The organism is Janthinobacterium sp. (assembly GCF_031995485.1).
Classification (GTDB): Bacteria; Pseudomonadota; Gammaproteobacteria; order Burkholderiales; family Burkholderiaceae_D; genus Janthinobacterium.
This window is the reverse complement of record NZ_DAMAGB010000023.1, coordinates 31,851-56,463: the sequence shown is the minus strand read 5'-3', so window position 1 is coordinate 56,463 and position 24,613 is coordinate 31,851. Positions and strand designations below refer to the sequence as shown.

Below are 24,613 nucleotides of genomic sequence, written 5' to 3'. Positions count from 1 at the left end.
TCTTGATTAAAATGGCGGTTTATCCCCTCGATTGAAAGCTGTCATGCAAACCAAAAAGCCCGACGCCGCCCGGCTGGACAAGATCGTCGCCGAGGCGCGCCGCGCGGCCGAGCAGCGCGAGAGCGGCTACCGCGAGCGCTCGCTGAAGATGTACCCGTGGGTGTGCGGCCGCTGCATGCGCGAATTCACGCGCGCCAACGTGCAGCAGCTGACCGTGCACCACCGCGACCACAATCATGACAACAACCCGCCCGACGGCAGCAACTGGGAGCTGCTGTGCCTGTACTGCCACGACAACGAACACTCGCGCTACCTGGAAGCGGACCGTGGCGCGGGACTGCTGTCGGCCGAGGTGGCGCCCGCGACGCACAATCCGTTTGCGGCGCTGGCGGGGCTGATCAGGAAAAAGGACTGAGTTTTAACGCTGAACCACAAGCTGGGCTCAGGCCCCCTCGACCGCCGGCGCAAGCCTCTGCGTTGGCGGCATCGAGGGTCTGACCCCGGCCTGCGCTGACAGTTGCCCTTTTTTACAGCGACGTCAGAAACGCCAGCAGCGATTCCCGCTCCGCCTTCGACAGTGCCTCGAAACGCTGCCTTGCGCGCGCTCCTTCGCCGCCGTGCCACAGGATCGCTTCGGTCAGGCTGCGCGCGCGCCCGTCGTGCAGGTAGCCGGCCTTGCCTTCCTTGCCCAGCACTTTTTCCGTGTAGCCGATGCCCCACAGCGGCGCCGTGCGCCACATGCTGCCCTGCGCCTGGCCTTCCGCGAACTTGTCGGCCAGGCCAGGCCCCATGTCGTGCAGCAGCAGGTCGGTATAGGGGCGGATGGTCTGGTCGCGCAGTTCGGCAAACAGGTGGCCGGAACCGGTCTTCATTTCCGCCGTATGGCAGGCGGCGCAGCGCATGCCCTGGAACAGTTTGGAACCAAGCGCAACCTGCTGCGCGTCGACCTTCAGCTCGTCGATCGGTGCCACGCCTTTCGGAAAACCGCTGGCGATGCTGCGCTGGGCCGGTACGGCCACCAGCGCCAGGTAGTGCGAGATCGACTGCAGGTCGGCCTCGGAAATGCCGGCCTGCCTGCCGCCGGCTGCGCAGGCCTTGGGCCCCGCCGTGCAGGCGCGGTTCGGATAGACGGGCGAGGTGACGGCCATGTCGAGCAGCAGCGCTTCGGCGGCCTGCTGGCGCAAGGTGGCCTTGGCGGCCTTCCAGCCGAAGCGGCCCAGGCGCACGGCGCCGCTTTCCGGATCGAACACGAAGTTGGCCTGGCCCTTGACACCGTCGGCGTCCGGCGTGGAACGCACGCGCGCCAGGATGTCCGCCTCCGGCACCGCTTCGAGCAGGCCCGTGCCGATCATCGGCGGCGCGGCGCGCAGCGAGGCGATGGCCGGCACCGGCCCCTCGAACGACAGCAGCGGCTTGCGCAGTTCCACATTCGTGCCATCGGCCAGCGTGACCTTGCTGGTCTCGAAGCCGCCGACAGCCACGCTGTTGCCCCAGTTCTGCGGCACGCCGCTGCTGGAGACCGCATTCATCTGGATCGCCGTGCCGTATTGCGGATGCGGCACCTGCTGGCCCGCTGCATCGAGGGCCGCCACGCGCACGGCCATCATGTCGAGCCGCTGGTTGATGGACGCGGGCGCCGGGCTGCGGCCATTGTTGACGTGGCAGGCGATGCAGGCCGACTGGGTGTAGCGCGGGCCTTGCAGGCCGACGGCCTGGGCGTAGCGGTCATTGCCGCCTTCGTTATGGTCGCCGGTGGTGAAATTGGTATGCACCAGGCGCCGGCCTTCGACAAAGCGCTGCATGTTCTGCATGCCGATATGGTTGTGCGGCTGCTGGAACATGAACAGCGCGTTATCCGAGTAGTTATAGGACACGGAGCCCAGGCCGCCCGACAGGGTGTCGGCCGGCAGCGGCACGGAATTGAGGCGCGGCTGCACCCCATACCATGGCCGCAGGCCGGCGCCCACCACATAGGTCCATTCATAGGAATAGTAGCGGATGCCGCCATCGTCGCCGTGGGCGGCCATCGCTTCCTTGGTCGAAAACATCGAGGGCGACACTTCGATGATGTCGCCCGATACCAGCGCGCGCGCCTTGACGTCCGTGCCATTCGGCATGCCGCCGGCATCGAGTCCGCCGTGGCCCGGATACTCCTTGATCAGCAGCGTGCAGGCGCCGTTGATGCCGTTGGCGTTGGCCAGCTTGCCGGCGGCCGGGTAGGCCAGCGGCTTGCACACGGGCACATTGCGGTCGACCAGCTCGCCGGGCGACATCCAGCCGTAGCCGGTCACGCCCGGGCGGTCGAAGCCGCGGAAGAAGGCCACGCCGCCGGACAGGAAGTCGACCGTGGTGTACTGGTTGACGATCAGGGTGGGTTTGGTCACGCCCGGCACGCGGCTGTTGTCGATGATCTCGACGCCCCAGGTGCGGTTCTTGAAGTATTGCGGCACGAACGTCAGGTAGTTGCCCGGTCCCTTGTCGAGCGGCAGGCCGGTGACGGGATCGACCGTTTCATTCGGGCCGTAGCCGATCTCGTTCCATTCCTCGCCCCGTTCGCGGCCATGGCGCGCCAGGCCGCGCGCGCCGAAGCGCGTGACCAGCGTGCCGTCGGCCAGCGTGAACTGCAGCGTTTCGAGCGGCTCTTTCGCGGCAGGCAGCGGCACCAAGGCGCTGCCGTCAGCCGGGAATTTCAGCGCCGAAGTGGCTTGCAGCGGCAGGCTGTTGTCGCTGCCGGGCGACTTGAATACCGCTTCGAGCAGCGAATAGCCATACTGGGTGGCGCGCGCCACGCCCTGCAGGCGGAGATAGCGCGCGTTGAGGCCGAGGTTGAAAAATTCCTCGGTGCCGCCCTTGCCATTGGTAACGTAGCGCACCTGGGTCCACGTACGGCCATCGTCGGAAGTTTGCAACGCATATTCCTTGCCATAGGCGTTTTCCCATTGCAGCTGCAGGTAGCCGATGGCCGTGGGCGTGCCGAAGTCGAACTGGATCCAGGCGCCGTCTTCAAAGCTGCTGGCCCAGCGCGTGGCGCTCTTGCCGTCGATTGCCATGGCGGCCGACATGCCGGGGTTTTCCACCGCCGAGGAAGTGGCGGCAACGGGTTTGACCGCCACGCCGGGCCGGGTCGGGTCGCCTGGCACCACCGGCGGCGTGACGGGCGGCTCGCTTGGCAGCGTGGCCGGCGTGCCGGTAAACGCCTGGATCTCGAAAATCGAATAGCCATACTGGCCGCTGCGCTTGACGCCCTGCATGCGCAGGTAGCGGCCCTGGCCCGACAGGCCGGTGATGTCCTCCACGCCGCCGCCGCTGTTCTCGACGCTGCGGATGGTGGTCCAGTTGTTCAGGTCATCCGAGACCTGCAGCAGATAGGCGCTGGCGTGGGCGTTTTCCCAGCTGATGCGCACGCGCGTGACCAGCTGCGAGCTGCCGAAATCGAGCGTCAGGTATTCGTTGTCGTGAAAGCTGCTGCCCCAGCGCGTGCCGTCGTTGCGGTCGATCGCGGCCGCCGCCGACAGGTCGCCACGTTCGGCCGAACTGGCCGTCGCGCCGACGGGTGTCAGCACGGTTTCGGACGCTACCTGTGCGCCCAGTTGCGCCGTGGGCGCCGTCGCCGCAGTTGGTGCCGCATCGCCGCCACCGCCACAGGCGGCCAGGGCCAACACCAGCGGTAGCAGTGGAGCTGCGCGCAGGCCATGCCGGAATTGAATCATGACGCTCTTCCTTGATAATTGGTTATATGTGAGAAGCCTGCCAGACACCGCCAGGCCGCCCACGGCAAGGGAGGCAGGAAGTAGCTGGAATGATCATAGACGAGAAGGGAATTTATTGCCATATGGCAATATTGAAGCACATTATCGCAGCGGCGGCAGCGTGTCAAGTGTGTTGTCAGGCGGGCGATACGCCAGCGATAAAACGCGAGCCCGACAAGAAAATGCGGTATCTTTATCGCATGGACAATCACGCTTTCCGACAGCACGCCGGACCCGCCGCATGACGCTGCCGGCCGCACCGCCTGCGCTGCTGGACGCCGATGGCGCGCCGCGTTTCGGGCGCTATGCCGGCCTGGCCGGCGGCTTTGACTGGGCCGCCCTGGCGCCGCCCCATGCGCGCGGATGGCTGTGGCGCTGGCTGCACCACAAGCGCTGGCATTATGTGGCGCTGGCCACGCCGGAGCTGTTCTGCGCCGTGGCCATCGTCGACCTGGGCTGGACCAGCACCGCCTTTGCCTATGCGTTCGACCGCCGCAAGGGCAAGCTGGTGGCGTCGTTTTCGCGCGATGGCGTGCCGGGACTGTCGGCCACGCTGGCGCCGCATGCGGTGGCCGGCAGCCGCTTCCGGTTTTTGTCCGATATCATCGCCATCGACGCCATGCCGCGGCACCGCTACCGTTTGCGGCTCGATTGCGGCACGTTCGGCATCGATGCGGAGTTCGGCCCGCCGCTGGCGCCGACCCTGCTCGCGTTTGGCGAGGTGAAGGAGGGTGGCAGCGTGCATGCGACGCAAAAGTCGGGCGGCCTGCCGCTGTGGGGCACGGTACGCTGCGGCGCGATCGGCTACAGCCTGGACGACGGCGTGGCCAGCTTCGATTACTCGAACGGCTTGCTGGCGCGCGAGACGGAATGGCGCTGGGCCTCGGCGCATGGGCTGGACCTGGGCTTCAATCTGCAGGCAGGGTATTTCGGCGCGAACGAAAACGCGCTGTGGCTCGATGGCCAGCTGTATGCGCTGGGCCGCGCCCATTTCGACTTCAATCCCGACAATCCGCTGGCGCCCTGGCATGTGTGGACCGACGACGATCTGCTGGACCTGCATTTCAGGCCGGAAGGGGCGCGCCGCGAAGAGCGTGACCTGTGGCTGGCGGCGAGCCGCTATATCCAGCCGATCGGCACCTTCAGTGGCTGGGTGCGCGCCAGCATCGATGCCCCCAAACGCATCGTGGCGCAGCTGGCCGGCGTAACCGAAAGCCACCGCTCGCGCTGGTAGCGGCGCTGTTCGCACACCGTCACTTTTTTGCAAAAAGCATCACATGGTCAAGTTTTTTTGCAGATGCTTCCTATACACTGGCGCAGCTGCTGCAGTCGCATAGCCGCCAGCATCGTCCAGACAGTCCATAAGGCCAGAGCATGAGTATCCGTAATCTCGACAAATTGTTCAAGCCGGCCTCGGTGGCCCTGATCGGCGCTTCCTCGCGCGAGCGCAGCCTGGGCGCCATCGCTTTGCATAACCTGATGCAGGGCGGCTACCAGGGCGCCATCTATCCGGTCAATCCCAAATACGAAGAGCTGCATGCGCTGCGCTGCTATCACAAGCTGTCGCAATTGCCCAAGGCGCCCGAGCTGGCCATTATCTGCACGCCGCCTGCCACCTTGCCGGGGCTGATCCGCGACCTGGGCAGCATGGGCACGCGCGCGGCCATCGTCATGACGGCGGGCCTGGACAGCGCGGAGCACGGCAAGCTGCGCCACCTGATGCTGAAGGAGGCGAAACCCCATCTGCTGCGCATCCTGGGGCCGAACAGCATGGGCCTGCTGGTGCCGAAAATCGGCCTGAATGCCAGTTTTACCCATGTGGGCGCGACCGCCGGCAAGATCGCCTTTGTGTCGCAGTCGGGCGCGCTGGTGTCGGGCGTACTCGACTGGGCCAACGCGCATGGGGTGGGCTTTTCCAAGTTCATCTCGCTGGGCGGCAGTGCCGACATCGATTTTGGCGACCTGCTCGACTACCTGGCCGGCGACATCGACACGGCCGCCATCCTGCTGTACATGGAAGACATCCAGGCGGCGCGCAAATTCATGTCGGCCGCGCGCGCGGCGGCGCGCAGCAAACCCGTCATCGTATTGAAAGCCGGGCGCGAAGCGGAAGGCGCGGCGATGGCGGCCTGGCATACGGGCGCGCTGGCCGGGTCGGACGCCGTGTACGACGCGGCCATCCGCCGCGCCGGCATGCTGCGCGTGTATTCGGCCGAGGAGCTGTTCGACGCGGTCGAGACGCTCACGCATATCCGCGCCCAGCGCGGCGAGCGCCTGGCGATTCTGTGCAATGGCGGCGGACTGGGCGTGATGGCCACCGATGCGCTGGTGGGCAGCGGCGGCAAGCTGGCCGAATTGTCGCCCGAGACCGTGATCGCGCTGGAAAAAGCGCTGCCGCCGGGCTGGTCGCACGACAACCCGGTCGGCCTGGCCGGCGACGCGCCGGTGCAGCGCTATGTCGATGCGCTCAAGCCGCTGCTGTCCGAACCGGAAGCGGACGCCATGCTGCTGCTGCACGCGCCCAGCGCGATGGTGTCCTCGATCGAGATCGCCGAAGCCGTCACGCCGCTGATCAAGGCCACCTCGCGCACGGTCCTGTCGTGCATGCTGGGCGGCACCACGGTGGCGCCCGCGCGCCAGGTATTCAACCGCGCCGGCATCCCCACTTACGACACGCCCGAAAAAGCCGTGCATGGCTTCATGCAGATCGTGCAGTACCGGCGCAACCAGGACACCCTGATGGAGGTGCCGGCCCAGCTGCCGCTGTCGTCCACGCCGCGCCGCGCGCGCGTGCGCGAAATCGTCGCGCAGGCGCTGGCGGCCGGCCAGACGGTGCTGGGCGAATGCCGCTCGAAAGAGATCCTGGCCGCCTACGGCATTCCGGTGGCGATTACCCGCATGGCGGCCGACGTGGAAGAGGCGCTGGCGGTGGCGGCCGATATCGGCTATCCGGTGGCGCTGAAAATCCATTCGCCCGATATCGCCCATAAATCCGACGTGGGCGGGGTGGCGCTCGATCTCGACAATCCGACGATTTTGCGCACGGCGGCCGCCGCGATGGAAAAGCGCGTGCGCAAGATGCGTCCCGACGCGCTGATCGACGGCTTCACGGTGCAGCAGATGGCGCGCCGGCCGCAGTCGCATGAACTGATTGTCGGCGTTACCACCGACAGCGCCTTCGGTCCCGTGATCCTGGTGGGGCAGGGCGGCATTTCGGTGGAGGTGACGGCCGACCATGCAATCGGCCTGCCGCCGCTGAACATGGTGCTGGCGCGCGACATGCTCTCGCGCACGCGCGTGTCGAAACTGCTGGCCGGCTACCGCAACCAGCCGGCCGCCGATATCGACGCCATCTGCTATGCCCTGATCCAGGTGGCCGAACTGGTGGCCGATATCGGCGAGCTGGCCGAACTGGACATCAACCCGCTGGTGGCCGACGCCAACGGCGTGATCGCGCTCGACGCGCGCATCCGCCTGCAGCCGGGGCAGAGCGCCGACCGGCTGGCGATCCGCCCGTATCCGCAGGAACTGGAAGAAGAGGTGACGTGGATGGGGCAATCCATCGTGCTGCGCCCGATCCGTCCCGAGGACGCGCCGCAGCATGTGGACCTGTTCAACGCGCTCGATCCGGACGACGTGCGGCTGCGCTTCTTTACCTCGATGCGCGAGCTGCCGCTGTCGCAGCTGGCGCGCCTGACGCAGATCGATTACGACCGCGCGATGGCGTTTATCGCCACCCACACCGGACCGGACGGCGTGCCGGAAACGCTGGGCGTGGTGCGCGCGGTGGCCGATCCGGACAATATCACGGCCGATTTCGCGATTGCCGTGCGCTCCAAGCTCAAGGCGCAGGGCCTCGGCCATATCCTGTTCGAGAAGCTGGTCGACTATTTCCGCAGCCGCGGCACGGAAGAGCTGGTGGGTGAGGCGATGGCGCGCAACAAGGGCATGCAGAAGCTGGTGAAAAGCTTTGGCGGCACCGTCACGCCATCGGAAGAGCCGGGCGTGGTCGACCTGCATATCAGCCTGCGCGAAGGAAATTGACTTCTTGCAAAGTTCGCAGGCCATGGCGCCTGTTTGTGCAGGATCAAATGCGGCCCTGTCGGCAGTCTTTACACTCTTATCTCCAAGCGGCGAGATCGTTCGCATTTCATGGGGTGGGTGCATGCTTACAGCTACATATACTTTGGTGTCCTTGTCGGTCGAGCAGGCCAGCATCCGCGTCAGCCTGCTGTCGTTTCAACAATATATGCACGCGCAGCTGCGCCACCAGCGCGAACTGAGCCTGTCCCATTTGGATTATGCAGGCGAGTGGCTGAACCGCCTGTATCAGGTCGGCTACTGGCGCAAGGTCGACCAGTACCTGATTCCCGCGATCCGCCAGGCCACGCCGCACGCCGATGGCCTGCTGGACGAATTGAACAGCCTCAACCGTGCCGCGCTGGACAGCGTGCATGCCGTGCAGCGGCGCGCCGTGGCCGCCATCGACAGCTCGGAGCAGCAGCTGGAGCAGCAGGCCGAACAGCTGTGCATCGCTATCGACAGCTTTTGCGGCGCCCTGCTGGCGCGGCTGGAAAAGGAAGAGCGCGAGCTGTTTGCGCTGGCGCGCCGGGTAATTGTCGGCGAGGCGTGGTTTGCCATCGCCTACCAGTTCCTGGCGCATGACGCCCGCGCCGAAGAAAACCGCCGCAGCAAGGCGCAGGTGCTGCCGTTTGTGCAGCCTGCCGCAGCGATGGCGACGCGAGGTTCGGTGCATGCGCCGTCAGTGGCCGCTAACTGCGCTGCAGGCGCCGGGCCTGCCGGTCTGCACCATCATGTGGCATAAGGTGGATGAAATACCAATTTTTATGGAAAAAATGTTTAAGTTAATTATTATATAATTACTTCAGTCCTGTCTGATGCAATGCCCCCGGCTTTGTTATGATGGTGGTTTTGATCCACGCGAAACCCGTCATGTTCGAATTTCTCTTCAAGCGTTCTGCCAGCAAAGCCAGCAAGGCAAGCAAGACCACCGCCCCGGATCCTGTGGTGGCAGAGCAGGCCGCCGCCACCGCGCAGAGCGCCTCGCGCCGCGCCGAACAGGTGGCCCGCGCCCATGCCGTGGCCGGCGATGAAGCAGCGGCAGCCGACTTTATTATTGGCAGCGAATTTGCCGAAGCCCGCCTGATCGCGGCCGAACACGTCCATTCGCTGGCGCTGCTGGAAAAAGTCCACCAGGCCATGCGCAATACGGATCGCCGCGTCGCCAAACTGGTGCAGGGCCGCATCGACCTGATCCGCCACCAGGCGGCCGAGTCGCAGCGCGCCCAGGCCAGCATCGCCACCGCGCAGCGCCTGCTGAACGACGAAAAGCTGAGCCCGAACCAGGTAGCCGAGCTGGACCGCCAATGGCAGGTCATCAAGTCCACGCCGGAGCTGGCCGAACAATTCACCACCGCCCGCGCCGCGCTGGCGCAGCGCTTGGAAGCGCAGGTGGCGCTGCAGCGCGCCGTGATCGACGCGGTTGCTGCCGCACGCCAGCTGGCTGCCGGCGGCCAGTCGGCCGACGAACTGGCCCAGGCCCTGGCCAGCCTCGACGCCGAGCATGCGCAGCATGGGCAGTCGCCCGAGCGCGCTTCGCTGCCGAAACACCTGGCGCTTGACTTCGACCAGGCGCGCGCGCAGGCACAAACGGCTTTGCACGCATTGCAGCAGCACCAGGCCGTGTTCGACGCGCGCCATGCGGCGCTGGCCGAGTGGCAGGCGCAGGATGCCGCCACGCTGGACACCGCAGCGCTCAAACGCGCATGGCAGGCACTACCGCGCCTGCCGGAGTCGGCGTTGTCGGACAGCCTGCAACAGCAATTCCAGGCCTTGCTGGCCACGGCGCCCGCACCGCTGGTTCCCGAGGCGCCGGCTGCAAGTGAACCTTCAGCGCCGCGCAAGCCGCGCCAGGAAGCCGCGCCCGTGTCGAAAGAAGCCACCGAGCAATTCTTCAAGACGCTCGACGCAATGGAAGCGGCGCTGGCCGAAGGCCTGCTGCATGTGGCTTCCGAGCACGACAAGACCTTGCGCGACAGCAAGCATGGCCGTCTGACGCCGGCGCAGGCCGACCGCCTGGCCCATGTGCGTGCGCAGTTCAAGCAGCTGGCCGACTGGGCGCGCTGGGGCGGCAACGTTTCGCGCGAAGAACTGGTCAAGGCCGGCGAGGAATTGCCGGCGCAGCAATTGCCGATGAGCGAGCTGGCCCGCAAGGTGGGCAGCCTGCGCGAACGCTGGAAGTCGCTCGACACCTTGTCCGGCCCGGCGCCCAAGTCCCTGTGGGAGCGTTTCGACGCCGCCTGCACGGTCGCCTATGCCCCGGCCGCCCAGCATTTCAAGCAGCTGGCCGAAGAGCGCCACGGCAATGCCGCCAAGGCGCAGGAGCTGATCGTCGAGGCAACTGCGCTGGCATCGCAGGAAAGTACAGACTGGAAACAGGTCGCGTCGAGTTCGCAGCGCCTGCGCCAGGCCTGGATGCGCCTGGGCACCATCGACCGCAAGGAAAAGAAACGCCTGGACACGGAGTTTGGCAACGCGCTCGACGCCTTGCTCAAGCCGCTCGACACGCAGCGCCAGATCGAAACGGCGCGCCGCGAACAGCTGATCGTCGAAGTGGGCCTGTTGAAACCGTCGGAGCGCAATACGGTCGACATGCTGCGCGCGCTGCAGGACAAATGGCAGGAGCTGGCCAAGGCGCTGCCGCTGGAGCGCCGCGCCGAGCAGGCCCTGTGGCAGCGTTTCCGCGCCGCCTGCGACGACATCTTTGCCAAGCGCAAGGAAACCGCGCATGCGGCCGACCATGAGCGCCGCGAACACCTGCATGCGCGCGAAGCGCTGTGCGCCGCGCTGGAAACGGCGGTCATGCCGGACGGCGATGACAAGAGCCGCACCGCCTTTATCAACCAGCTGCTGCGCGAGACGCGCGCCGCCTGGAACGCCACCGGTCCGGTGCCACGCGCCAGCGAAGCGAAGATCGAGCAGCGCTACCAGGATGCGATTGCCGCGCTGCAGGCGCAGGCCGACGCCATCGCCCAGCGCGCCGGCGCGGCGCAAGCCAATGCCCTGCGCGACAAGCTGCGCCTGGTGCAGTCGCTGGAAGCGGCGCTGGCTGAAGGCGGCGAGGTCGACGCGCAGGCGTGGACCGGACGCTGGAGCGCCTTGCCGCCGCTGGACGCGCAATACGAGCGCAGCCTGCAGGCGCGCTTTGCCGCCGCCGTGGCCGCCATCGGCGCGGGCAGCGCGGCGTATGTCGCCAGGCTGCAATCGGGCGTGCCGCGCCTGCTGGAAGAAGTGCTGCGCCTGGAAATCGTGGCCGGTGTCGACAGCGGCGCCGAGTTTGCGCGCGACCGCCTGAAAATGCAGGTTGAAGTGCTGCAGTCGTCGCTGAAGTCGGGCCAGAAGCCGTTGACGCAGGCGTCGCAGCTGATGCAGCTGTGCGCGATCGCCGCGCTGACCGACGCGCGCACGGCCAGCCGCATCGAGGCGCTGCTGCGCCGTATCGGTGGCGCGCAATGAGCATCAGCGTCCGCATCCAGCAAGCCGACTTTGACCTGAGCGCGGAGATTGCCCAGCTGCGCGCGCATGATCCGAAGGTCGGCGCGGTGGTCGGTTTTGTCGGCACCGTGCGCGACATGAACGAGGGGCTGGACGTGGCCTCGATGGAACTGGAACACTATCCGGGCATGACGGAAAAGTCGATCGAGGCCATCGTCGCACAGGCAAAAGCACGCTGGCCGCTGGCCGGCGCCCTCGTGATCCACCGCGTCGGTCCCTTGAAGCCGCAGGAGCAGATCGTGCTGGTGGCCGTTTCGTCGGGCCACCGCGGCGAGGCGTTTGCCGCCTGCGAATTCATTATCGACTACCTGAAAACGGAAGCGCCGTTCTGGAAGAAGGAAGCTACGCCGCAAGGCGCGCGCTGGGTCGATGCGCGCGTTACCGACGAAGCGGCGCTCGACAAGTGGCGCACTTTGTAAACCGGCCTTCCGGATCAAGAGTACGGCACACGCCAGCGTAGCGCCACTGCATTATTTTGTTGCAATGTGTATGCTTGAAAAGTTCTGCCCCACCCCAATTTGCTTTACAACGAATTAACCGGGAGCACTTTTCATCATGCGACAAGATAAACTCACCACCAAACTGCAAGAAGCCCTGGCCGACGCGCAAAGCCTGGCCGTGGGCAATGACAATCCCTATATCGAACCGGTCCATCTGCTGACCGCCCTGCTGAACCAGGACGACGGCGGGGCGCGCTCGCTGCTCTCGCGCGCCGGCGCCAATGTCGGCGGCCTGTCCAAGGCATTGACGTCCTCGCTGGAGCGCCTGCCCAAGGTCTCCGGCACCGACGGCAACGTGCAGATCAGCCGCGAATTTGCCGCCCTGTTGAACCTGGCCGACAAGGAAGCGCAAAAGGCCGGCGACCAGTTCATTTCCAGCGAAATGGTCTTGCTGGCAATGGCCGACGACAAGTCCGACGCGGGCAAGCTGGCGCGCGAAAACGGCTTGAGCCGCAAGTCGCTCGAAGCGGCGATCGAGGCGGTGCGCGGCGGTAACAAGGTCGACTCGCAGGAGGCGGAAGGCCAGCGCGAAGCGCTGAAAAAATACACGCTGGACCTGACCGAGCGCGCCCGCAAGGGCAAACTCGACCCCGTCATCGGCCGCGACGACGAGATCCGCCGCACCATCCAGATCCTGCAGCGCCGCACCAAGAACAATCCCGTGCTGATCGGCGAGCCGGGCGTGGGCAAGACCGCCATCGTCGAAGGCCTGGCGCAGCGCATCGTCAATGGCGAAGTACCCGAGTCGCTGAAAGGCAAGCGCGTGCTGTCGCTGGACATGGCGGCCCTGCTGGCTGGCGCGAAATATCGCGGCGAATTCGAGGAGCGCCTGAAATCCGTGCTGAAGGAACTGGCGATGGATGAAGGCCAGAGCATCGTCTTTATCGACGAGATGCACACGATGGTCGGCGCCGGCAAGGCCGAAGGCGCGATGGACGCCGGCAATATGCTGAAACCGGCGCTGGCGCGTGGCGAACTGCACTGCGTGGGCGCCACCACGCTCGACGAGTACCGCAAATATATCGAGAAGGACGCCGCGCTCGAGCGCCGCTTCCAGAAAGTGCTGGTCGACGAGCCGACGGTGGAGGCGACCATCGCCATCCTGCGCGGTCTGCAGGACAAGTACGCGCTGCACCACAAGGTGGAGATCACGGACGCGGCCATTATCGCGGCGGCGGAATTGTCGCACCGCTATATTACCGACCGCTTCTTGCCCGATAAAGCCATCGACCTGATCGACGAAGCGGCGGCCAAGATCAAGATCGAGATCGACTCCAAGCCCGAAGTGATGGACCGCCTGGAACGGCGCCTGATCCAGCTGAAGATCGAGAAGGAAGCCGTCAAGAAGGAAAAAGACGAAGCATCGCTGCGCCGCCTGGGCCTGATCGACGAAGAGATTCTCAAGCTGCAGCGCGAATACAACGACTTCGAGGAAATCCTGAAGGCGGAAAAAGCCGTGGTGCAGGGCAGCACGCATATCAAGGAAGAGATCGAAAACGTCAAGCTGCAGATGGAACAGGCCACGCGCGAGAGCAACTGGCAGAAAGTGTCGGAGCTGCAGTACGGCAAGCTGCCGCAGCTTGAAGCCCAGCTCAAACAGGCCGACAGCGGCGCCGCCAATGTGCCGTCGGACCAGCCGAAACTGCTGCGCACGCAGGTGGGCGCGGAAGAGATCGCCGAAGTGGTGTCGCGCGCGACCGGCATCCCCGTCTCGCGCATGATGCAGGGCGAGCGCGACAAGCTGCTGCATATCGAAGAGAAGCTGCACGAGCGCGTGGTGGGCCAGGATGAAGCGATCACGGCCGTGGCCGATGCGATCCGCCGTTCGCGAGCGGGCCTGTCCGATCCGAACCGGCCGTACGGCTCGTTCATGTTCCTGGGGCCGACGGGCGTCGGCAAGACCGAGCTGAGCAAGGCACTGGCGACGTTCCTGTTCGATACGGAAGAGTCGATGATCCGCATCGACATGAGCGAATTCATGGAAAAGCACTCGGTGGCCCGCCTGATCGGTGCGCCGCCCGGCTATGTGGGCTACGACGAGGGCGGCTACCTGACGGAAGCGGTGCGCCGCAAGCCGTACAGCGTGATCCTGCTCGACGAAGTGGAAAAGGCGCATGCCGATGTGTTCAACGTGCTGCTGCAGGTGCTCGACGACGGCCGCATGACGGACGGGCAGGGCCGCACGGTGGACTTCAAGAACACCGTCATCATCATGACCTCGAACCTGGGTTCGCATAAAATCCAGGCGATGGAAAGCGATGATCCGGGCGTGGTGAAACTGTCCGTGATGGCCGAGGTGCGCTCGCATTTCCGTCCCGAGTTCATCAACCGCATCGACGAGATCGTGGTGTTCCATGGCCTCGACGAGAAAAATATCGGTGCGATCGCCAAGATCCAGCTGAAGATCCTCGAAGAACGCCTGGCGCGCATGGACATGGGCCTGTCGCTGACCGATGCCGCGCTGCAGAAGATCGCGGAAGCGGGCTACGATCCGGTCTATGGCGCGCGGCCGTTGAAACGGGCGATCCAGCAGCAGATCGAAAATCCGCTGTCCAAGCTGATTCTGGAAGGCAAGTTCGGTCCGAAAGACGAGATCCGCATCGATGCACAGGGGGGCAACCTGGTATTTACGGGTGCGCAGGTGGGGCTCGATAAAGTCTGACCCAAAGGCAAACTGCTGGGGTCGGACCCTGAGGGGGCATGCGCCACAATGTCGCGCATGCCGTTTCTGGAGGAAGCGACCCCGCTGTCTGCCGTGGGGTTTAATTCAAGCAAGGGCGGTATCAGGCTGGACCTGATGCCGCCCTTGTTGCTATCATCAACCCTATTTTTGATCACTCTGGAGGCTGGGACATGGCAAGCAAATGGCAGGCAGGACGACGCATCGTACTTGGAATGAGTTTGGCGGCGGCCGTGCTGGCGCTGCCCGCGCATGCGCAGGAAGAAAAGGTCCTGAATATCTACAACTGGTCCGACTATATCGGCGACGAGACGATCAAGAATTTTGAGAAGGAAACGGGCATCAAGGTGCGCTACGACGTTTTCGATAACAATGAAATCCTCAACGCGAAACTGGTGGCTGGCAAGTCGGGCTATGACATCGTGGTGCCGACGGCGCAATGGGCCAAGCTGCAGATCGATGCGGGCCTGCTGCGCAAGCTCGACAAAAGCAAACTGAACAATATCGGCAACCTGGACGCCAGTCTGCAGGCCAAGCTGGCCAAGATCGATCCGAACAATGACTATCTGGTCGACTGGCTGTGGGGCTACACGACGGTGGGCATCAACGTCAACAAGGTCAAGGCCGCGCTCGGTACCATGCCGATGCCGGAAAACGCCTGGGACCTGATCTTCGATCCGAAATATGTGTCGAAGCTGAAGTCGTGCGGCGTGTCGTTCCTCGATTCGCCCTCCGAAGTACTGCCGGCCGCGCTGCAGTACCTGGGCAAACCCGCGTATTCGAAATCGAGCGCCGACTACCAGGAGGCGGGCAAGGTGCTGCAGGCGATCCGTCCGTATGTAACGCTGTTCAGCTCGTCAGGCTACATCAATGACATGGCCAACGGCTCCGTCTGCGTGGCGCTGGGCTGGTCGGGCGACATCAATATCGCGCGCCAGCGGGCATTGGATGCCAAGAACGGCAATGTAATCCAGGTGCTGGTGCCGAAAACGGCCGCGCTGATGTTCGACACGATGGCGATTCCGGCCGACGCGCCGCATCCGAACAATGCGCATGCCTTTATCAATTACATCCTGCGCCCCCAAGTGCACGCCAGCCTGAGCAACAAGGTGTTCTACGCCAATCCGAACACGCCGAGCCTGAAATACGTGCGCAAGGATATTGCCGAGAACAAGGCGATCTTCCTGCCCGACGCCGACAAGCAGCGCATGGCCGCGCCCGAAGCGATCACGGCCGATGTCCGCCGCCTGATGACGCGCATTTATACCAAGTTCAAAACGGGAGTCTGAAAAAAGCGATGGCGCGAGGGACGGTGATGCCGTCACTGGCGCCATTGATTGGAGCTGTGGTGCGCTACTCGTGATAGCGGTCCATCAGTTTGTGGTGGCTGCCGCGCGATTCTTCGATCAGTTCAAAGGCGACAAAGCCGATGATGGCAGCGAAGATGGCGATAAAGAGAAAGATGATCAAGGTCAACATGATGTTTCAGCCGCCGTTGGACGGCTGTCCGCTGGGTTGCTCAGTGCGCCAAAGGAAACTTGGCGCGGTGTTGATGCAATTAAACTCTAGCAGATAGCCGGCGCTTTACAAGCGAGCTGCGCAAAGGATGGTGGGTTGTCGGATTACGCGCTGCGCGCTAATCCGACCTACCCGACGTACGCGCATTACCGGCCACGTCAACAATGTTGTCGGATTACGCTACGCTAATCCGACCTACCCGACCTGGGCGACACACGGTGGCTTTGATGACCGCAGGTCGGGTTAGCGCGCAGCGCGTAACCCGACACCATCGTTGGCTTTACTTCACCACCAGATCATGCGCCATCACCGCCTTGAGATACACGCTCAAGGCATCGCCCGGTTCGCGCTGCGAAAACCACCATGCGCTGGCCTTGCGCATTTCCCAGTCCTGCACTTCGCCCGTCAGCAGCAGCGCCGCCGCCTGGCCCAGGGTCGGCTGGTGGCCGACGATCAGCACGGTTTCCTTGTTGCCCGGCCAGTTGGCCGCTTTCAATATGTCTTCCGCTTCCGCGCCGGGCGCCAGTTCCGGCAGCAGCTTGAACTTGCGGCCCAGCGCCTCGGCCGTCTGCAGCGTGCGCACGGCGGGGCTGACGAGGATACGGCAATTGTCGGGCAGTTGCGAGCCCAGCCATTCGGCCATGCGCCGCGCCTGCTTTTGCCCCTTGACGGTCAACGCGCGTTCCAGGTCGGGCACGCCCGGTTCAGCTTCGGCGTGGCGCCACAAGATCAAGTCCATGATGTCGTCCTCCTGGTCAATGCGATGGATGGATAGCGCTTATTCGCCGACGTCCGGCGCCGGCGTGCCCAGGCTGTGCATCAGATACTGCTGGGCACTGAACGGCGTCTGCTTGGCGCGCGGCTTGCGGCGTGTGTAGTGGCCGCTCGATTCGAGCTCCCACGCATTGGTATTATCCTTCAAATAAGGATTGAGGCCTTCTGCAATCACGCGGCGCTTGAGAGCCCGGTCAAGCACGGGGAAGGCCACTTCCACGCGGCGGAACAGGTTGCGGCTCATCCAGTCGGCGCTGGCCAGGTACACATCGTGCGCCAGGTCGTTGCGGAAATAATAGATGCGGCTGTGTTCCAGGAAGCGGCCGATCACCGAGCGCACCTTGATGTTTTCCGACAGGCCAGGCACGCCAGGCTTCAGGGTGCAGGCGCCGCGCACAATCAGGTCGATCTTGACGCCATCGCTGGACGCTGCATACAGCGCGCGGATCACCGATTCGTCGACCAGCGCATTGATCTTGACGATAATGCGGCCGCGCTTGCCCGAGCGGGCGATCTTGGCCTCGTTGCGGATTGCCTTGATGATCTCGCTTTGCAGGCCGAACGGCGCCAGCCACAGGTGGTTCAGGTTGTGCGGCTTGGTCAGGCTGGTGAGGTGGATAAACACTTCATTGACTTCCACCGCCAGGTCCTGCTTGGCCGTCAAGAGGCCAAAGTCCGTATACAGCTTGGTGGTGGTCGGGTGGTAGTTGCCGGTGCCCAGGTGCGCATAGAAGCGCAGCGCGCCTTCTTCGCGGCGGATCACCAGGGCCACCTTGGCGTGGGTCTTCAGGCCCACCACGCCGTAGACCACCTGCGCGCCGGCCTGTTCCAGCTTGTCGGCCCAGTTGATATTGGCTTCCTCGTCGAAGCGCGCCATCAGTTCGACGATGACCGTCACTTCCTTGCCCAGCTTGGCGGCCGTGATCAGGGACTCCATCAGGTCCGAATTCATGCCGGTGCGATAAATCGTCTGCTTGATGGCCACCACCGATGGATCGTAGGCGGCGCTGCGGATAAAGTCGATCACCGTCTGGAACGACTGGTACGGGTGGTGCAGCAGGATGTCATGCTTGTGCAGCGCGGCAAAGATATCGTTGCCGACCGCCTTGTTGGCCTGGCCCGGGAAGAACGGCGCAAAGCGCAGCGCCGGCTGTTTTACATGATCGATCATTTCCGACAGGCGCACCAGGTTGACGGGACCGTTGACGCGGTACAGGCGGCTCTGGTCCAGGCTGAACTGGTCGAGCAGGAACTGCGACAGTTCCTGCGGGCAGTTGCGCGCCACTTCCAGGCGCACCGAAGTGCCGAACTGGCGGCCCACCAGCTCGCCCTTCAGCGCCTGGCGCAGGTTCTTGACTTCGTCCTCGTCGACCCACAGGTCGCTGTCGCGCGTGACGCGGAACTGCGAGTAAGCGATGACTTCGCGTCCGGCAAACAGGTCCGAGATATGCGCGTGGATGACGGACGACAACAAGCAGAACGAGACGCCGTCGGAAATCTCGTCCGGCAGCTTGATCACGCGTGGCAACACGCGCGGCGCCTTGACGATGGCAATCGCCGTGCCGCGTCCGAACGCGTCCTTGCCGCTTAATGACACGATGAAATTGAGACTCTTGTTAACCACTTGCGGAAACGGGTGGGCCGGATCGAGGCCGATCGGCGTCAAGAGCGGGCGCACTTCGCGGTCGAAGTAATCCTTGACCCAGGCGCGCTGCGCCTCGTTGCGGTCCTGGTCGCGCAGCAGGTGCACGCCTGCCGCGCGCAGCGCCGGCAGCACGTCGTTATTGAGGATTTCGTATTGCTGCTCGACCAGCGCATGGCACTCGATGCAAATGCGTTCAAGATTGGCGATCAGGGCAGGGTGGCCGGCCAGCGAGCCGCCGATGCTGCCGGCCGCCAGCAGGCTGGCCACGCGCACTTCAAAGAACTCGTCCATGTTGCTGCTGACAATGCACAGGTAGCGCAGGCGTTCCAGCAAGGGAATATTCGGGTCTTCCGCCTGCGCCATGACGCGGCGGTTGAAGGTCAGTTGCGACAATTCCCGGTCAAGCAGGATGCCCGATTTGGTCACTTCCGTGTGCAGTTCAGGTTTCATATTCTTCTAACTTTGCAGATAGTTAATTCTAGCCGTATTCGGGCGCGTAAGCATGTTATGACGTATCAAGAGTGTAATGATGAAATATGACGAGTCCATGACACAGGCTGTCATAAAGCGTCACAAAGCATGTCATCAAGTGCCTGAAAAAGCGGGGTTTGCGGGGCGTAGGCGATTATTTCAACAAATCCGGTCCATGTCATAAAGCTGTCACATTCGGTTGCTAGACTGCACAGCATTCACCGGGGGCACAAGACCCCACAACCCTGTAACAACCCTGAGGACTTGATATGCAAATGAAGCAAATGTTCAAATTTATCGTCGTGGGTGCTTCGGCAGCGATGGCATTTTCTTCCGCTTCCGTCATGGCGGCAGATATGACAGGTGCTGGCGCAACCTTCCCGTACCCGATCTACGCCAAATGGGCCGAGACGTACAAAGCCAATACCGGCAACGGCCTGAACTATCAGTCCGTCGGCTCCGGCGCAGGCATCAAGCAAATCAAGGCCAAAACCGTTGAATTCGGCGCGTCCGACATGCCGCTGACGGCAGCCGAGCTGGAAGAAGCCGGCCTGATGCAGTTCCCGGCCATCATGGGCGGCGTGGTTACCATCGTCAACCTCGACGGCGTGAAACCTGGCCAGCTGAAAATGACCGGCAAAGTCGTGGCCGACATCTACCTGGGCAAGATCACCAAATGGAGTGCGCCGGAAATCGCCGCGCTGAACACGGGCGTCAAGCTGCCGGACACCGAAATTACCGTGGTGCACCGCGCCGACGGTTCGGGTACCTCCTTCCTGTTCACCGACTTCCTGTCGAAAACCAATCCTGACTTCAAGTCGAAGATCGGCGCCGGTTCGGCCGTGAAATGGGCAGTGGGCGTGGGCGGCAAGGGTAACGAAGGCGTTGCTGCCAACGTACAGCGTATCAAGGGTTCGATCGGCTACGTCGAGTGGGCTTACGCCAAGAAAAACAATATGGCGCACACCCAGCTGCAAAACAAGGACGGCAACTTCCTGCAGCCTGACGACGAAAACTTCAAGGCAGCCGCTGCTTCGGCACCATGGACGCAAACCCCGGGCTTCGGCGTGGTACTGACCGACCAGGCTGGCAAGAACAGCTGGCCGATCACCGGCGTGTCGTTCATCCTGATGCACAAAACCCAGGCTGACGCAGCCAAGGGCAAGGAAGTGCTGAAATTCTTCGACTGGGCCTACAAGAACGGTGGCGCCGCTGCCGTTGAACTGGACTACGTGCCGATGCCGGCATCGGTCGTGAAACTGGTGCAGGAATCGTGGAAAGCCAACCTGAAAGATGCTTCGGGCAAGGCCATCTACTAATCAGATCGTGTTTCCATAACGTCCCATCCTTGCCACGCCGCGCCCCGCGGCGGGGCAGGGAGTTAGCCAGGACCGCCCGCCATGCATAGCCAGGCGGGCGCTCCCGGCTAAACGAGCACAAAAACGAGTAGAAAACAGACATACAGCTGTACCGTCAGTAACACCACACATGGCCCACTATGAGCGCACAATCCAATTCCTCCACGATCCCCATGCCAGGCGGCACCATGACCGATTCCCTCAGCCAGGCAGCACTGCTGTCGACCATGCGCAAGCAGCGCATGCAGGACTTCCTGTTCCACAAGGTGACGATGCTGTTCGCCCTGTCGGTGCTGGTCGTGCTGGTCGGCATCATCATCTCGCTGATCCACGAGTCGATCCCGGCTTTCAGGACCTTCGGCCTGCACTTCATCGTGTCGGCCGAGTGGGACCCTGTCAATGACCAGTATGGCGCGCTGATCCCCATCATCGGCACGCTGGTCACCTCCATCATCGCCTTGCTGATCGCGTTTCCCGTCAGCTTCGGCATCGCGCTGTTTCTGACCGAAATCTGCCCGGCCTGGCTGCGCCGTCCGCTGGGCACGGCCGTCGAGCTGCTGGCCGGCGTGCCGTCGATCATCTACGGCATCTGGGGCCTGTTCGTGTTCGCGCCGCTGTTCGCCGACTACGTGCAGCCGGTGCTGAAAGCCACGCTGGGCAATGTGCCGCTGATCGGCCCGCTGTTCAGCGGCCCGATGATGGGCATCGGCCTGCTGACGGCCGGCCTGGTGCTGGCCATCATGATCATCCCGTTCATCGCCTCGGTAATGCGCGACGTGTTCGAGATCGTGCCGGCCGTGCTGAAAGAATCGGCTTACGGCCTGGGCTGCACGCGCTGGGAAGTGGTGCGCAAGATTGTATTGCCGTACACCAAGACCGGCGTGGTCGGCGGCGTGATGCTGGGCCTGGGCCGCGCCCTCGGCGAGACCATGGCCGTGACGTTTGTGATCGGTAACGCCAACAAGCTGTCGTGGTCGCTGTTTGCCGCCGGTAACAGCATCACCTCGCTGCTGGCCAATGAATTCGGCGAAGCGCAATCGGCGCTGCACGTGTCGTCGCTGTTCTCGCTGGCCCTGATCCTGTTTGTCATCACCTTTATCGTCTTATCCGCCGCCAAGCTGATGCTGGCTGGCATGTCCCGCAAGGAAGGCACGAAATGAACCAAGCCATCACTGTTGACGCCGCAGCCAAGCCGGCGATGAATCCTGTCTACCGCAAGCGCCTGCTGATGCACCGCGTCGGCATCGCCCTGTCGGTGGCCGCCATGGCCCTGGGCCTGACGGTGCTGGTGTGGATCCTGATTACCCTGATCATCAAGGGTTTCGGTGCGCTGTCGATCGATATGTTCACCAATACCACCCCGGCTCCCGGCAGCGAAGGCGGCGGCCTGATCAATGCCATCGTCGGCAGCGGCCTGATGGTGGGCCTGGCGACGCTGGTCAGCACACCGATCGGCATCTTTGCCGGCATCTACCTGGCCGAATACGGCGAAGAAAACAAGCTGGCACAGGTGACGCGTTTCGTCACCGACATCATGCTGTCGGCGCCATCGATCGTGATCGGCCTGTTCGTCTACGCCCTGTACGTGGCGCACGTGAAACACTTCTCGGGTTATGCCGGCGCCATCGCGCTGTCGCTGATCGCCGTGCCGGTGGTGGTGCGCACCACCGACAACATGCTGCGCCTGGTGCCGAACAGCCTGCTCGAAGCCGCGTTTGCCCTCGGCGCGCCGCGCTGGAAGGTCGCCACCCTGGTGCGCCTGCGTGCAGTAAAAGCCGGCGTGATTACCGGCGTGCTGCTGGCGCTGGCCCGTATCGCCGGCGAAACGGCGCCGCTGCTGTTCACCGCCCTGAACAACCAGTTCCAGAGCTTTAACATGAATGCGCCGATGGCCAACCTGCCGTCCGTGATCGCCTCGTTCGCCATGAGCCCGTACGACAACTGGCGCTCGCTGGCCTGGGGTGGCGCACTGTTGATCACCTTTAGCGTATTGGCCTTGAACATCCTGTCGCGTACCGTGTTCAGCCAAAAAGTTCCTAACTAATTCTTGCAGCCCATACAGCAAAGCGAAACCATGAATACCCAAATGACTCCAGCCCAGGACGTGGCGCCAAAGAAGAAAACCATCGAGATCTCCGGCCTGAACTTTTTCTACGGAAAAACCCAGAGCCTGCACAATGTGAACCTCGACATTCATGAAAAAAAGGTCACGGCGTTTATCGGTCCGTCCGGCTGCGGCAAGTCGACCCTGCTGCGCACCCTGAACCGCATGTACGACCTGTACCCTGGCCAGCGCGCCGAAGGCTCGATCCTGTACCGCGGCCGCAACGTGCTCGACACCGACCAGGACGTCAACATGCTGCGCGCCAAGGTCGGCATGGTATTCCAGAAGCCGACGCCGTTCCCGATGTCGGTCTACGACAATATTGCCTTCGGCGTGCGCCTGTATGAAGACCTGTCGAAAGGCGAGATGGACGAGCGCGTCGAATGGGCGCTGAAGAAGGCCGCGCTGTGGGGCGAAGTGAAGGACAAGCTGACCAAGAGCGGGCTGTCGCTGTCGGGTGGCCAGCAGCAGCGCCTGTGCATCGCGCGCGGCGTGGCGGTCAAGCCGGACGTCTTGCTGCTCGACGAGCCGACTTCGGCGCTGGACCCGATCTCGACCTCGAAAGTGGAAGAGCTGATCAGCGAACTGAAACAGGATTACACGATCGCCATCGTTACCCACAACATGCAGCAGGCGGCGCGCTGCTCCGACTACACGGCCTATATGTACCTGGGCGAACTGGTGGAATTCGGCGAGACGGACCAGATCTTCATGAATCCGGCCCGCAAGGAAACACAGGATTACATTACCGGCCGCTTCGGCTGATACGCCCCGCAAGCGGCAACCAGGCACACCGGCACACATAACTGCATTCGGAGAGAGACAGCATGATAGGCGAACATTCATCCAAACAATACGACAACGAACTCGAGGCGATCCGCTCGAAAGTGCTGCTGATGGGCGGCATCGTCGAGACCCAGTTCCTCGACGCGATGACCTGCTTTCGCATCGGCAACCCGGAGCGCGCCGACCGCGTGATGCGCGAAGACGACGTCGTCAACCAGCTCGAAGTGTCGCTTGACGACGCCTGCAGCCACCTGATCGTGCGCCGCCAGCCGGCCGCCAACGACTTGCGCACCATCATGGCCACCATCAAGGTGATCACGGACCTGGAGCGCGTGGGCGACGAAGCGACCAAGATCGCCCGCGTGGCAAAGAACCTGCACAAGCGCGGCAACGCCGTGGTCAACCATTACGAGATGGTGCGCGGCATCGCCAACACGGCCACCGACATGCTGCACGACGCGCTCGACGCGTTTGCCCGCAACGACGGCAAGCAGGCGCTGGCCCTGATTGCGCAGGATGCCATCATCGATCATGAATTTCGCTCTATCATGCGCAACCTGATTACGTTTATGATGGAAGACCCGCGCACGATCTCGGCGGCGCTCGATACCCTGTGGGTGGCCAAGGCCATCGAACGGATCGGCGACCATGCGAAAAACATCGCCGAGTACGTGATTTACGTGGTTGAAGGCAAGGACATCCGCCACACCAAATCGGCTGCCCCTGCCATTTCCGAGGAGCTCCCTGAGTAAGATTTATGGCATCTGATAAAACCACGGTATTGATTGTTGAAGATGAGCCGGCCATCGTTGAACTGGTGACCTATTCGCTGCGCGAGTCCGGCTGGAACTGCTGTTCCGTACAAAATGTCGCCGATGCCTGGGAATTCATCCAGCACCGCACGCCGCACCTGATCCTGCTCGACTGGATGTTGCCGGACCAGACGGGGCTGCGCCTGCTGTCGCGCATCCGCGCCGACCGCAACTTTGCCGCCATCCCCGTGATCATGCTGACCGCCAAGAGCATGGAAGAGGACAAGCTGGCCGGCCTGAACAGCGGCGCTGACGACTACGTCACCAAGCCGTTCTCGCCGCGCGAGCTGCTGGCGCGTGCCAAGGCGCTGTTGCGGCGCAAGAGTCCGGAACACGCGCAGGCGCCTATGCGTGCCGGCAACGTGGCACTGGACCCCGTCAGCTGTACCGTGATGATGGATGAACAGAAGATCGATATCGGCCATGCCGAATACAAGCTGCTCAAATTCCTGCTGGCCCACCCCGAGCGCGTGTTTTCGCGCAGCCAGCTGCTCGACAAGGTGTGGGGCGACCATGTGGTGATCGAGGAACGCACGGTCGATGTCCACGTATTGCGCTTGCGTAAAGCCTTGAAGGAGGCCGAAAGCCTGATCAAGACGGTGCGCAGCGTTGGCTACATGTTGTCCGAAAAGTAAAGCTGT

Annotated in this window: 18 protein-coding genes; 14 read left to right on the top strand and 4 right to left on the bottom strand. The window is 63.4% G+C overall.

Annotation, left to right across the window (positions count from 1 at the left end):
- The first annotated feature begins 43 nt into the window (after positions 1 to 43).
- On the top strand, positions 44 to 415 hold the full coding sequence (locus RTQ46_RS14445; protein ID WP_312437578.1) for a YajD family HNH nuclease: 372 nt from the start codon (positions 44 to 46) through the stop codon (positions 413 to 415).
- A 112-nt stretch (positions 416 to 527) separates the two neighbouring features.
- Here RTQ46_RS14445 and RTQ46_RS14440 read toward each other — a convergent pair whose 3' ends face one another.
- Positions 528 to 3,710: a di-heme oxidoredictase family protein gene (locus RTQ46_RS14440; protein ID WP_312437577.1), complete on the bottom strand. Its 3,183-nt coding sequence runs from the start codon at positions 3,708 to 3,710 to the stop codon at positions 528 to 530.
- A gap of 280 nt (positions 3,711 to 3,990) precedes the next feature.
- On the opposite strand from RTQ46_RS14440, the gene RTQ46_RS14435 reads away from it, so the two are divergent.
- From RTQ46_RS14435 to RTQ46_RS14405, 7 genes are all read left to right on the top strand, one after another.
- Positions 3,991 to 4,983, top strand: coding sequence for a DUF2804 domain-containing protein (locus RTQ46_RS14435; RefSeq protein ID WP_312437575.1), 993 nt, complete (start codon positions 3,991 to 3,993; stop codon positions 4,981 to 4,983).
- A 140-nt stretch (positions 4,984 to 5,123) separates the two neighbouring features.
- On the top strand, positions 5,124 to 7,793 hold the full coding sequence (locus tag RTQ46_RS14430) for a bifunctional acetate--CoA ligase family protein/GNAT family N-acetyltransferase (RefSeq protein WP_312437574.1): 2,670 nt from the start codon (positions 5,124 to 5,126) through the stop codon (positions 7,791 to 7,793).
- Positions 7,794 to 7,914: 121 nt separating this feature from the next.
- Entirely contained in the window at positions 7,915 to 8,574 is a 660-nt protein-coding gene (locus tag RTQ46_RS14425) for a hypothetical protein (protein WP_312437572.1), read from the top strand.
- Positions 8,575 to 8,702: 128 nt separating this feature from the next.
- A complete protein-coding gene (locus RTQ46_RS14420) occupies positions 8,703 to 11,285 on the top strand; it encodes a DUF349 domain-containing protein (protein WP_312437571.1) in 2,583 nt (860 codons plus the stop codon).
- Positions 11,282 to 11,743 (top strand): molybdopterin synthase catalytic subunit MoaE, encoded by a 462-nt coding sequence (moaE, locus tag RTQ46_RS14415; RefSeq protein ID WP_312437570.1) that lies wholly within the window; start codon positions 11,282 to 11,284, stop codon positions 11,741 to 11,743. Before RTQ46_RS14420 ends, moaE begins: the two co-directional genes overlap by 4 nt.
- A 136-nt stretch (positions 11,744 to 11,879) precedes the next feature.
- On the top strand, positions 11,880 to 14,486 hold the full coding sequence (gene clpB, locus RTQ46_RS14410; protein WP_312437568.1) for an ATP-dependent chaperone ClpB: 2,607 nt from the start codon (positions 11,880 to 11,882) through the stop codon (positions 14,484 to 14,486).
- 233 nt (positions 14,487 to 14,719) lie between these two features.
- On the top strand, positions 14,720 to 15,793 hold the full coding sequence (locus RTQ46_RS14405) for a polyamine ABC transporter substrate-binding protein (protein ID WP_312437567.1): 1,074 nt from the start codon (positions 14,720 to 14,722) through the stop codon (positions 15,791 to 15,793).
- A 64-nt stretch (positions 15,794 to 15,857) separates the two neighbouring features.
- On the opposite strand, the gene RTQ46_RS14400 is transcribed toward RTQ46_RS14405, so the two are convergent.
- From RTQ46_RS14400 to ppk1, 3 genes are all read right to left on the bottom strand, one after another.
- On the bottom strand, positions 15,858 to 15,983 hold the full coding sequence (locus tag RTQ46_RS14400) for a hypothetical protein (RefSeq protein ID WP_312437565.1): 126 nt from the start codon (positions 15,981 to 15,983) through the stop codon (positions 15,858 to 15,860).
- Positions 15,984 to 16,302: 319 nt separating this feature from the next.
- Positions 16,303 to 16,761, bottom strand: a complete 459-nt coding sequence (gene sixA, locus RTQ46_RS14395; RefSeq protein ID WP_312437563.1) for a phosphohistidine phosphatase SixA — start codon at positions 16,759 to 16,761, stop codon at positions 16,303 to 16,305.
- 39 nt (positions 16,762 to 16,800) lie between these two features.
- The gene (gene ppk1 / locus RTQ46_RS14390) at positions 16,801 to 18,891 is read right to left on the bottom strand and encodes a polyphosphate kinase 1 (RefSeq protein WP_312437561.1); all 2,091 of its coding nucleotides are present in this window, start codon (positions 18,889 to 18,891) and stop codon (positions 16,801 to 16,803) included.
- A gap of 290 nt (positions 18,892 to 19,181) precedes the next feature.
- Between ppk1 and pstS the strand changes: the two genes are divergently transcribed.
- From pstS to RTQ46_RS14360, 6 genes are all read left to right on the top strand, one after another.
- Positions 19,182 to 20,231 carry a phosphate ABC transporter substrate-binding protein PstS gene (gene pstS, locus RTQ46_RS14385; protein WP_312437559.1) on the top strand — a complete coding sequence of 350 codons (1,050 nt, stop codon included), beginning with the start codon at positions 19,182 to 19,184 and terminating at the stop codon, positions 20,229 to 20,231.
- A gap of 227 nt (positions 20,232 to 20,458) precedes the next feature.
- The gene (gene pstC, locus RTQ46_RS14380) at positions 20,459 to 21,430 is read left to right on the top strand and encodes a phosphate ABC transporter permease subunit PstC (protein WP_312437557.1); all 972 of its coding nucleotides are present in this window, start codon (positions 20,459 to 20,461) and stop codon (positions 21,428 to 21,430) included.
- Positions 21,427 to 22,314: a phosphate ABC transporter permease PstA gene (pstA, locus tag RTQ46_RS14375; RefSeq protein WP_312437555.1), complete on the top strand. Its 888-nt coding sequence runs from the start codon at positions 21,427 to 21,429 to the stop codon at positions 22,312 to 22,314. The genes pstC and pstA overlap by 4 nt, the downstream gene beginning before the upstream one ends.
- A 30-nt stretch (positions 22,315 to 22,344) precedes the next feature.
- On the top strand, positions 22,345 to 23,139 hold the full coding sequence (gene pstB, locus RTQ46_RS14370; protein WP_312437553.1) for a phosphate ABC transporter ATP-binding protein PstB: 795 nt from the start codon (positions 22,345 to 22,347) through the stop codon (positions 23,137 to 23,139).
- Between the two features lie 62 nt (positions 23,140 to 23,201).
- Positions 23,202 to 23,912, top strand: a complete 711-nt coding sequence (gene phoU, locus RTQ46_RS14365; protein ID WP_312437551.1) for a phosphate signaling complex protein PhoU — start codon at positions 23,202 to 23,204, stop codon at positions 23,910 to 23,912.
- A 5-nt stretch (positions 23,913 to 23,917) separates the two neighbouring features.
- Positions 23,918 to 24,607, top strand: coding sequence for a response regulator (locus tag RTQ46_RS14360; RefSeq protein WP_034755074.1), 690 nt, complete (start codon positions 23,918 to 23,920; stop codon positions 24,605 to 24,607).
- The last annotated feature ends 6 nt before the right edge of the window (positions 24,608 to 24,613 follow it).

Excerpts from the sequence above, each read along its gene's own strand:
- RTQ46_RS14445 (WP_312437578.1), top strand. The coding sequence starts at position 44 with ATGCAAACCAAAAAGCCCGACGCCGCCCGGCTGGACAAGATCGTCGCC.
- RTQ46_RS14440 (WP_312437577.1), bottom strand. The coding sequence starts at position 3,710 with ATGATTCAATTCCGGCATGGCCTGCGCGCAGCTCCACTGCTACCGCTG.
- RTQ46_RS14435 (WP_312437575.1), top strand. The coding sequence starts at position 3,991 with ATGACGCTGCCGGCCGCACCGCCTGCGCTGCTGGACGCCGATGGCGCG.
- RTQ46_RS14430 (WP_312437574.1), top strand. The coding sequence starts at position 5,124 with ATGAGTATCCGTAATCTCGACAAATTGTTCAAGCCGGCCTCGGTGGCC.
- RTQ46_RS14425 (WP_312437572.1), top strand. The coding sequence starts at position 7,915 with ATGCTTACAGCTACATATACTTTGGTGTCCTTGTCGGTCGAGCAGGCC.
- RTQ46_RS14420 (WP_312437571.1), top strand. The coding sequence starts at position 8,703 with ATGTTCGAATTTCTCTTCAAGCGTTCTGCCAGCAAAGCCAGCAAGGCA.
- moaE (WP_312437570.1), top strand. The coding sequence starts at position 11,282 with ATGAGCATCAGCGTCCGCATCCAGCAAGCCGACTTTGACCTGAGCGCG.
- clpB (WP_312437568.1), top strand. The coding sequence starts at position 11,880 with ATGCGACAAGATAAACTCACCACCAAACTGCAAGAAGCCCTGGCCGAC.
- RTQ46_RS14405 (WP_312437567.1), top strand. The coding sequence starts at position 14,720 with ATGAGTTTGGCGGCGGCCGTGCTGGCGCTGCCCGCGCATGCGCAGGAA.
- RTQ46_RS14400 (WP_312437565.1), bottom strand. The coding sequence starts at position 15,983 with ATGTTGACCTTGATCATCTTTCTCTTTATCGCCATCTTCGCTGCCATC.
- sixA (WP_312437563.1), bottom strand. The coding sequence starts at position 16,761 with ATGGACTTGATCTTGTGGCGCCACGCCGAAGCTGAACCGGGCGTGCCC.
- ppk1 (WP_312437561.1), bottom strand. The coding sequence starts at position 18,891 with ATGAAACCTGAACTGCACACGGAAGTGACCAAATCGGGCATCCTGCTT.
- pstS (WP_312437559.1), top strand. The coding sequence starts at position 19,182 with ATGCAAATGAAGCAAATGTTCAAATTTATCGTCGTGGGTGCTTCGGCA.
- pstC (WP_312437557.1), top strand. The coding sequence starts at position 20,459 with ATGACCGATTCCCTCAGCCAGGCAGCACTGCTGTCGACCATGCGCAAG.
- pstA (WP_312437555.1), top strand. The coding sequence starts at position 21,427 with ATGAACCAAGCCATCACTGTTGACGCCGCAGCCAAGCCGGCGATGAAT.
- pstB (WP_312437553.1), top strand. The coding sequence starts at position 22,345 with ATGAATACCCAAATGACTCCAGCCCAGGACGTGGCGCCAAAGAAGAAA.
- phoU (WP_312437551.1), top strand. The coding sequence starts at position 23,202 with ATGATAGGCGAACATTCATCCAAACAATACGACAACGAACTCGAGGCG.
- RTQ46_RS14360 (WP_034755074.1), top strand. The coding sequence starts at position 23,918 with ATGGCATCTGATAAAACCACGGTATTGATTGTTGAAGATGAGCCGGCC.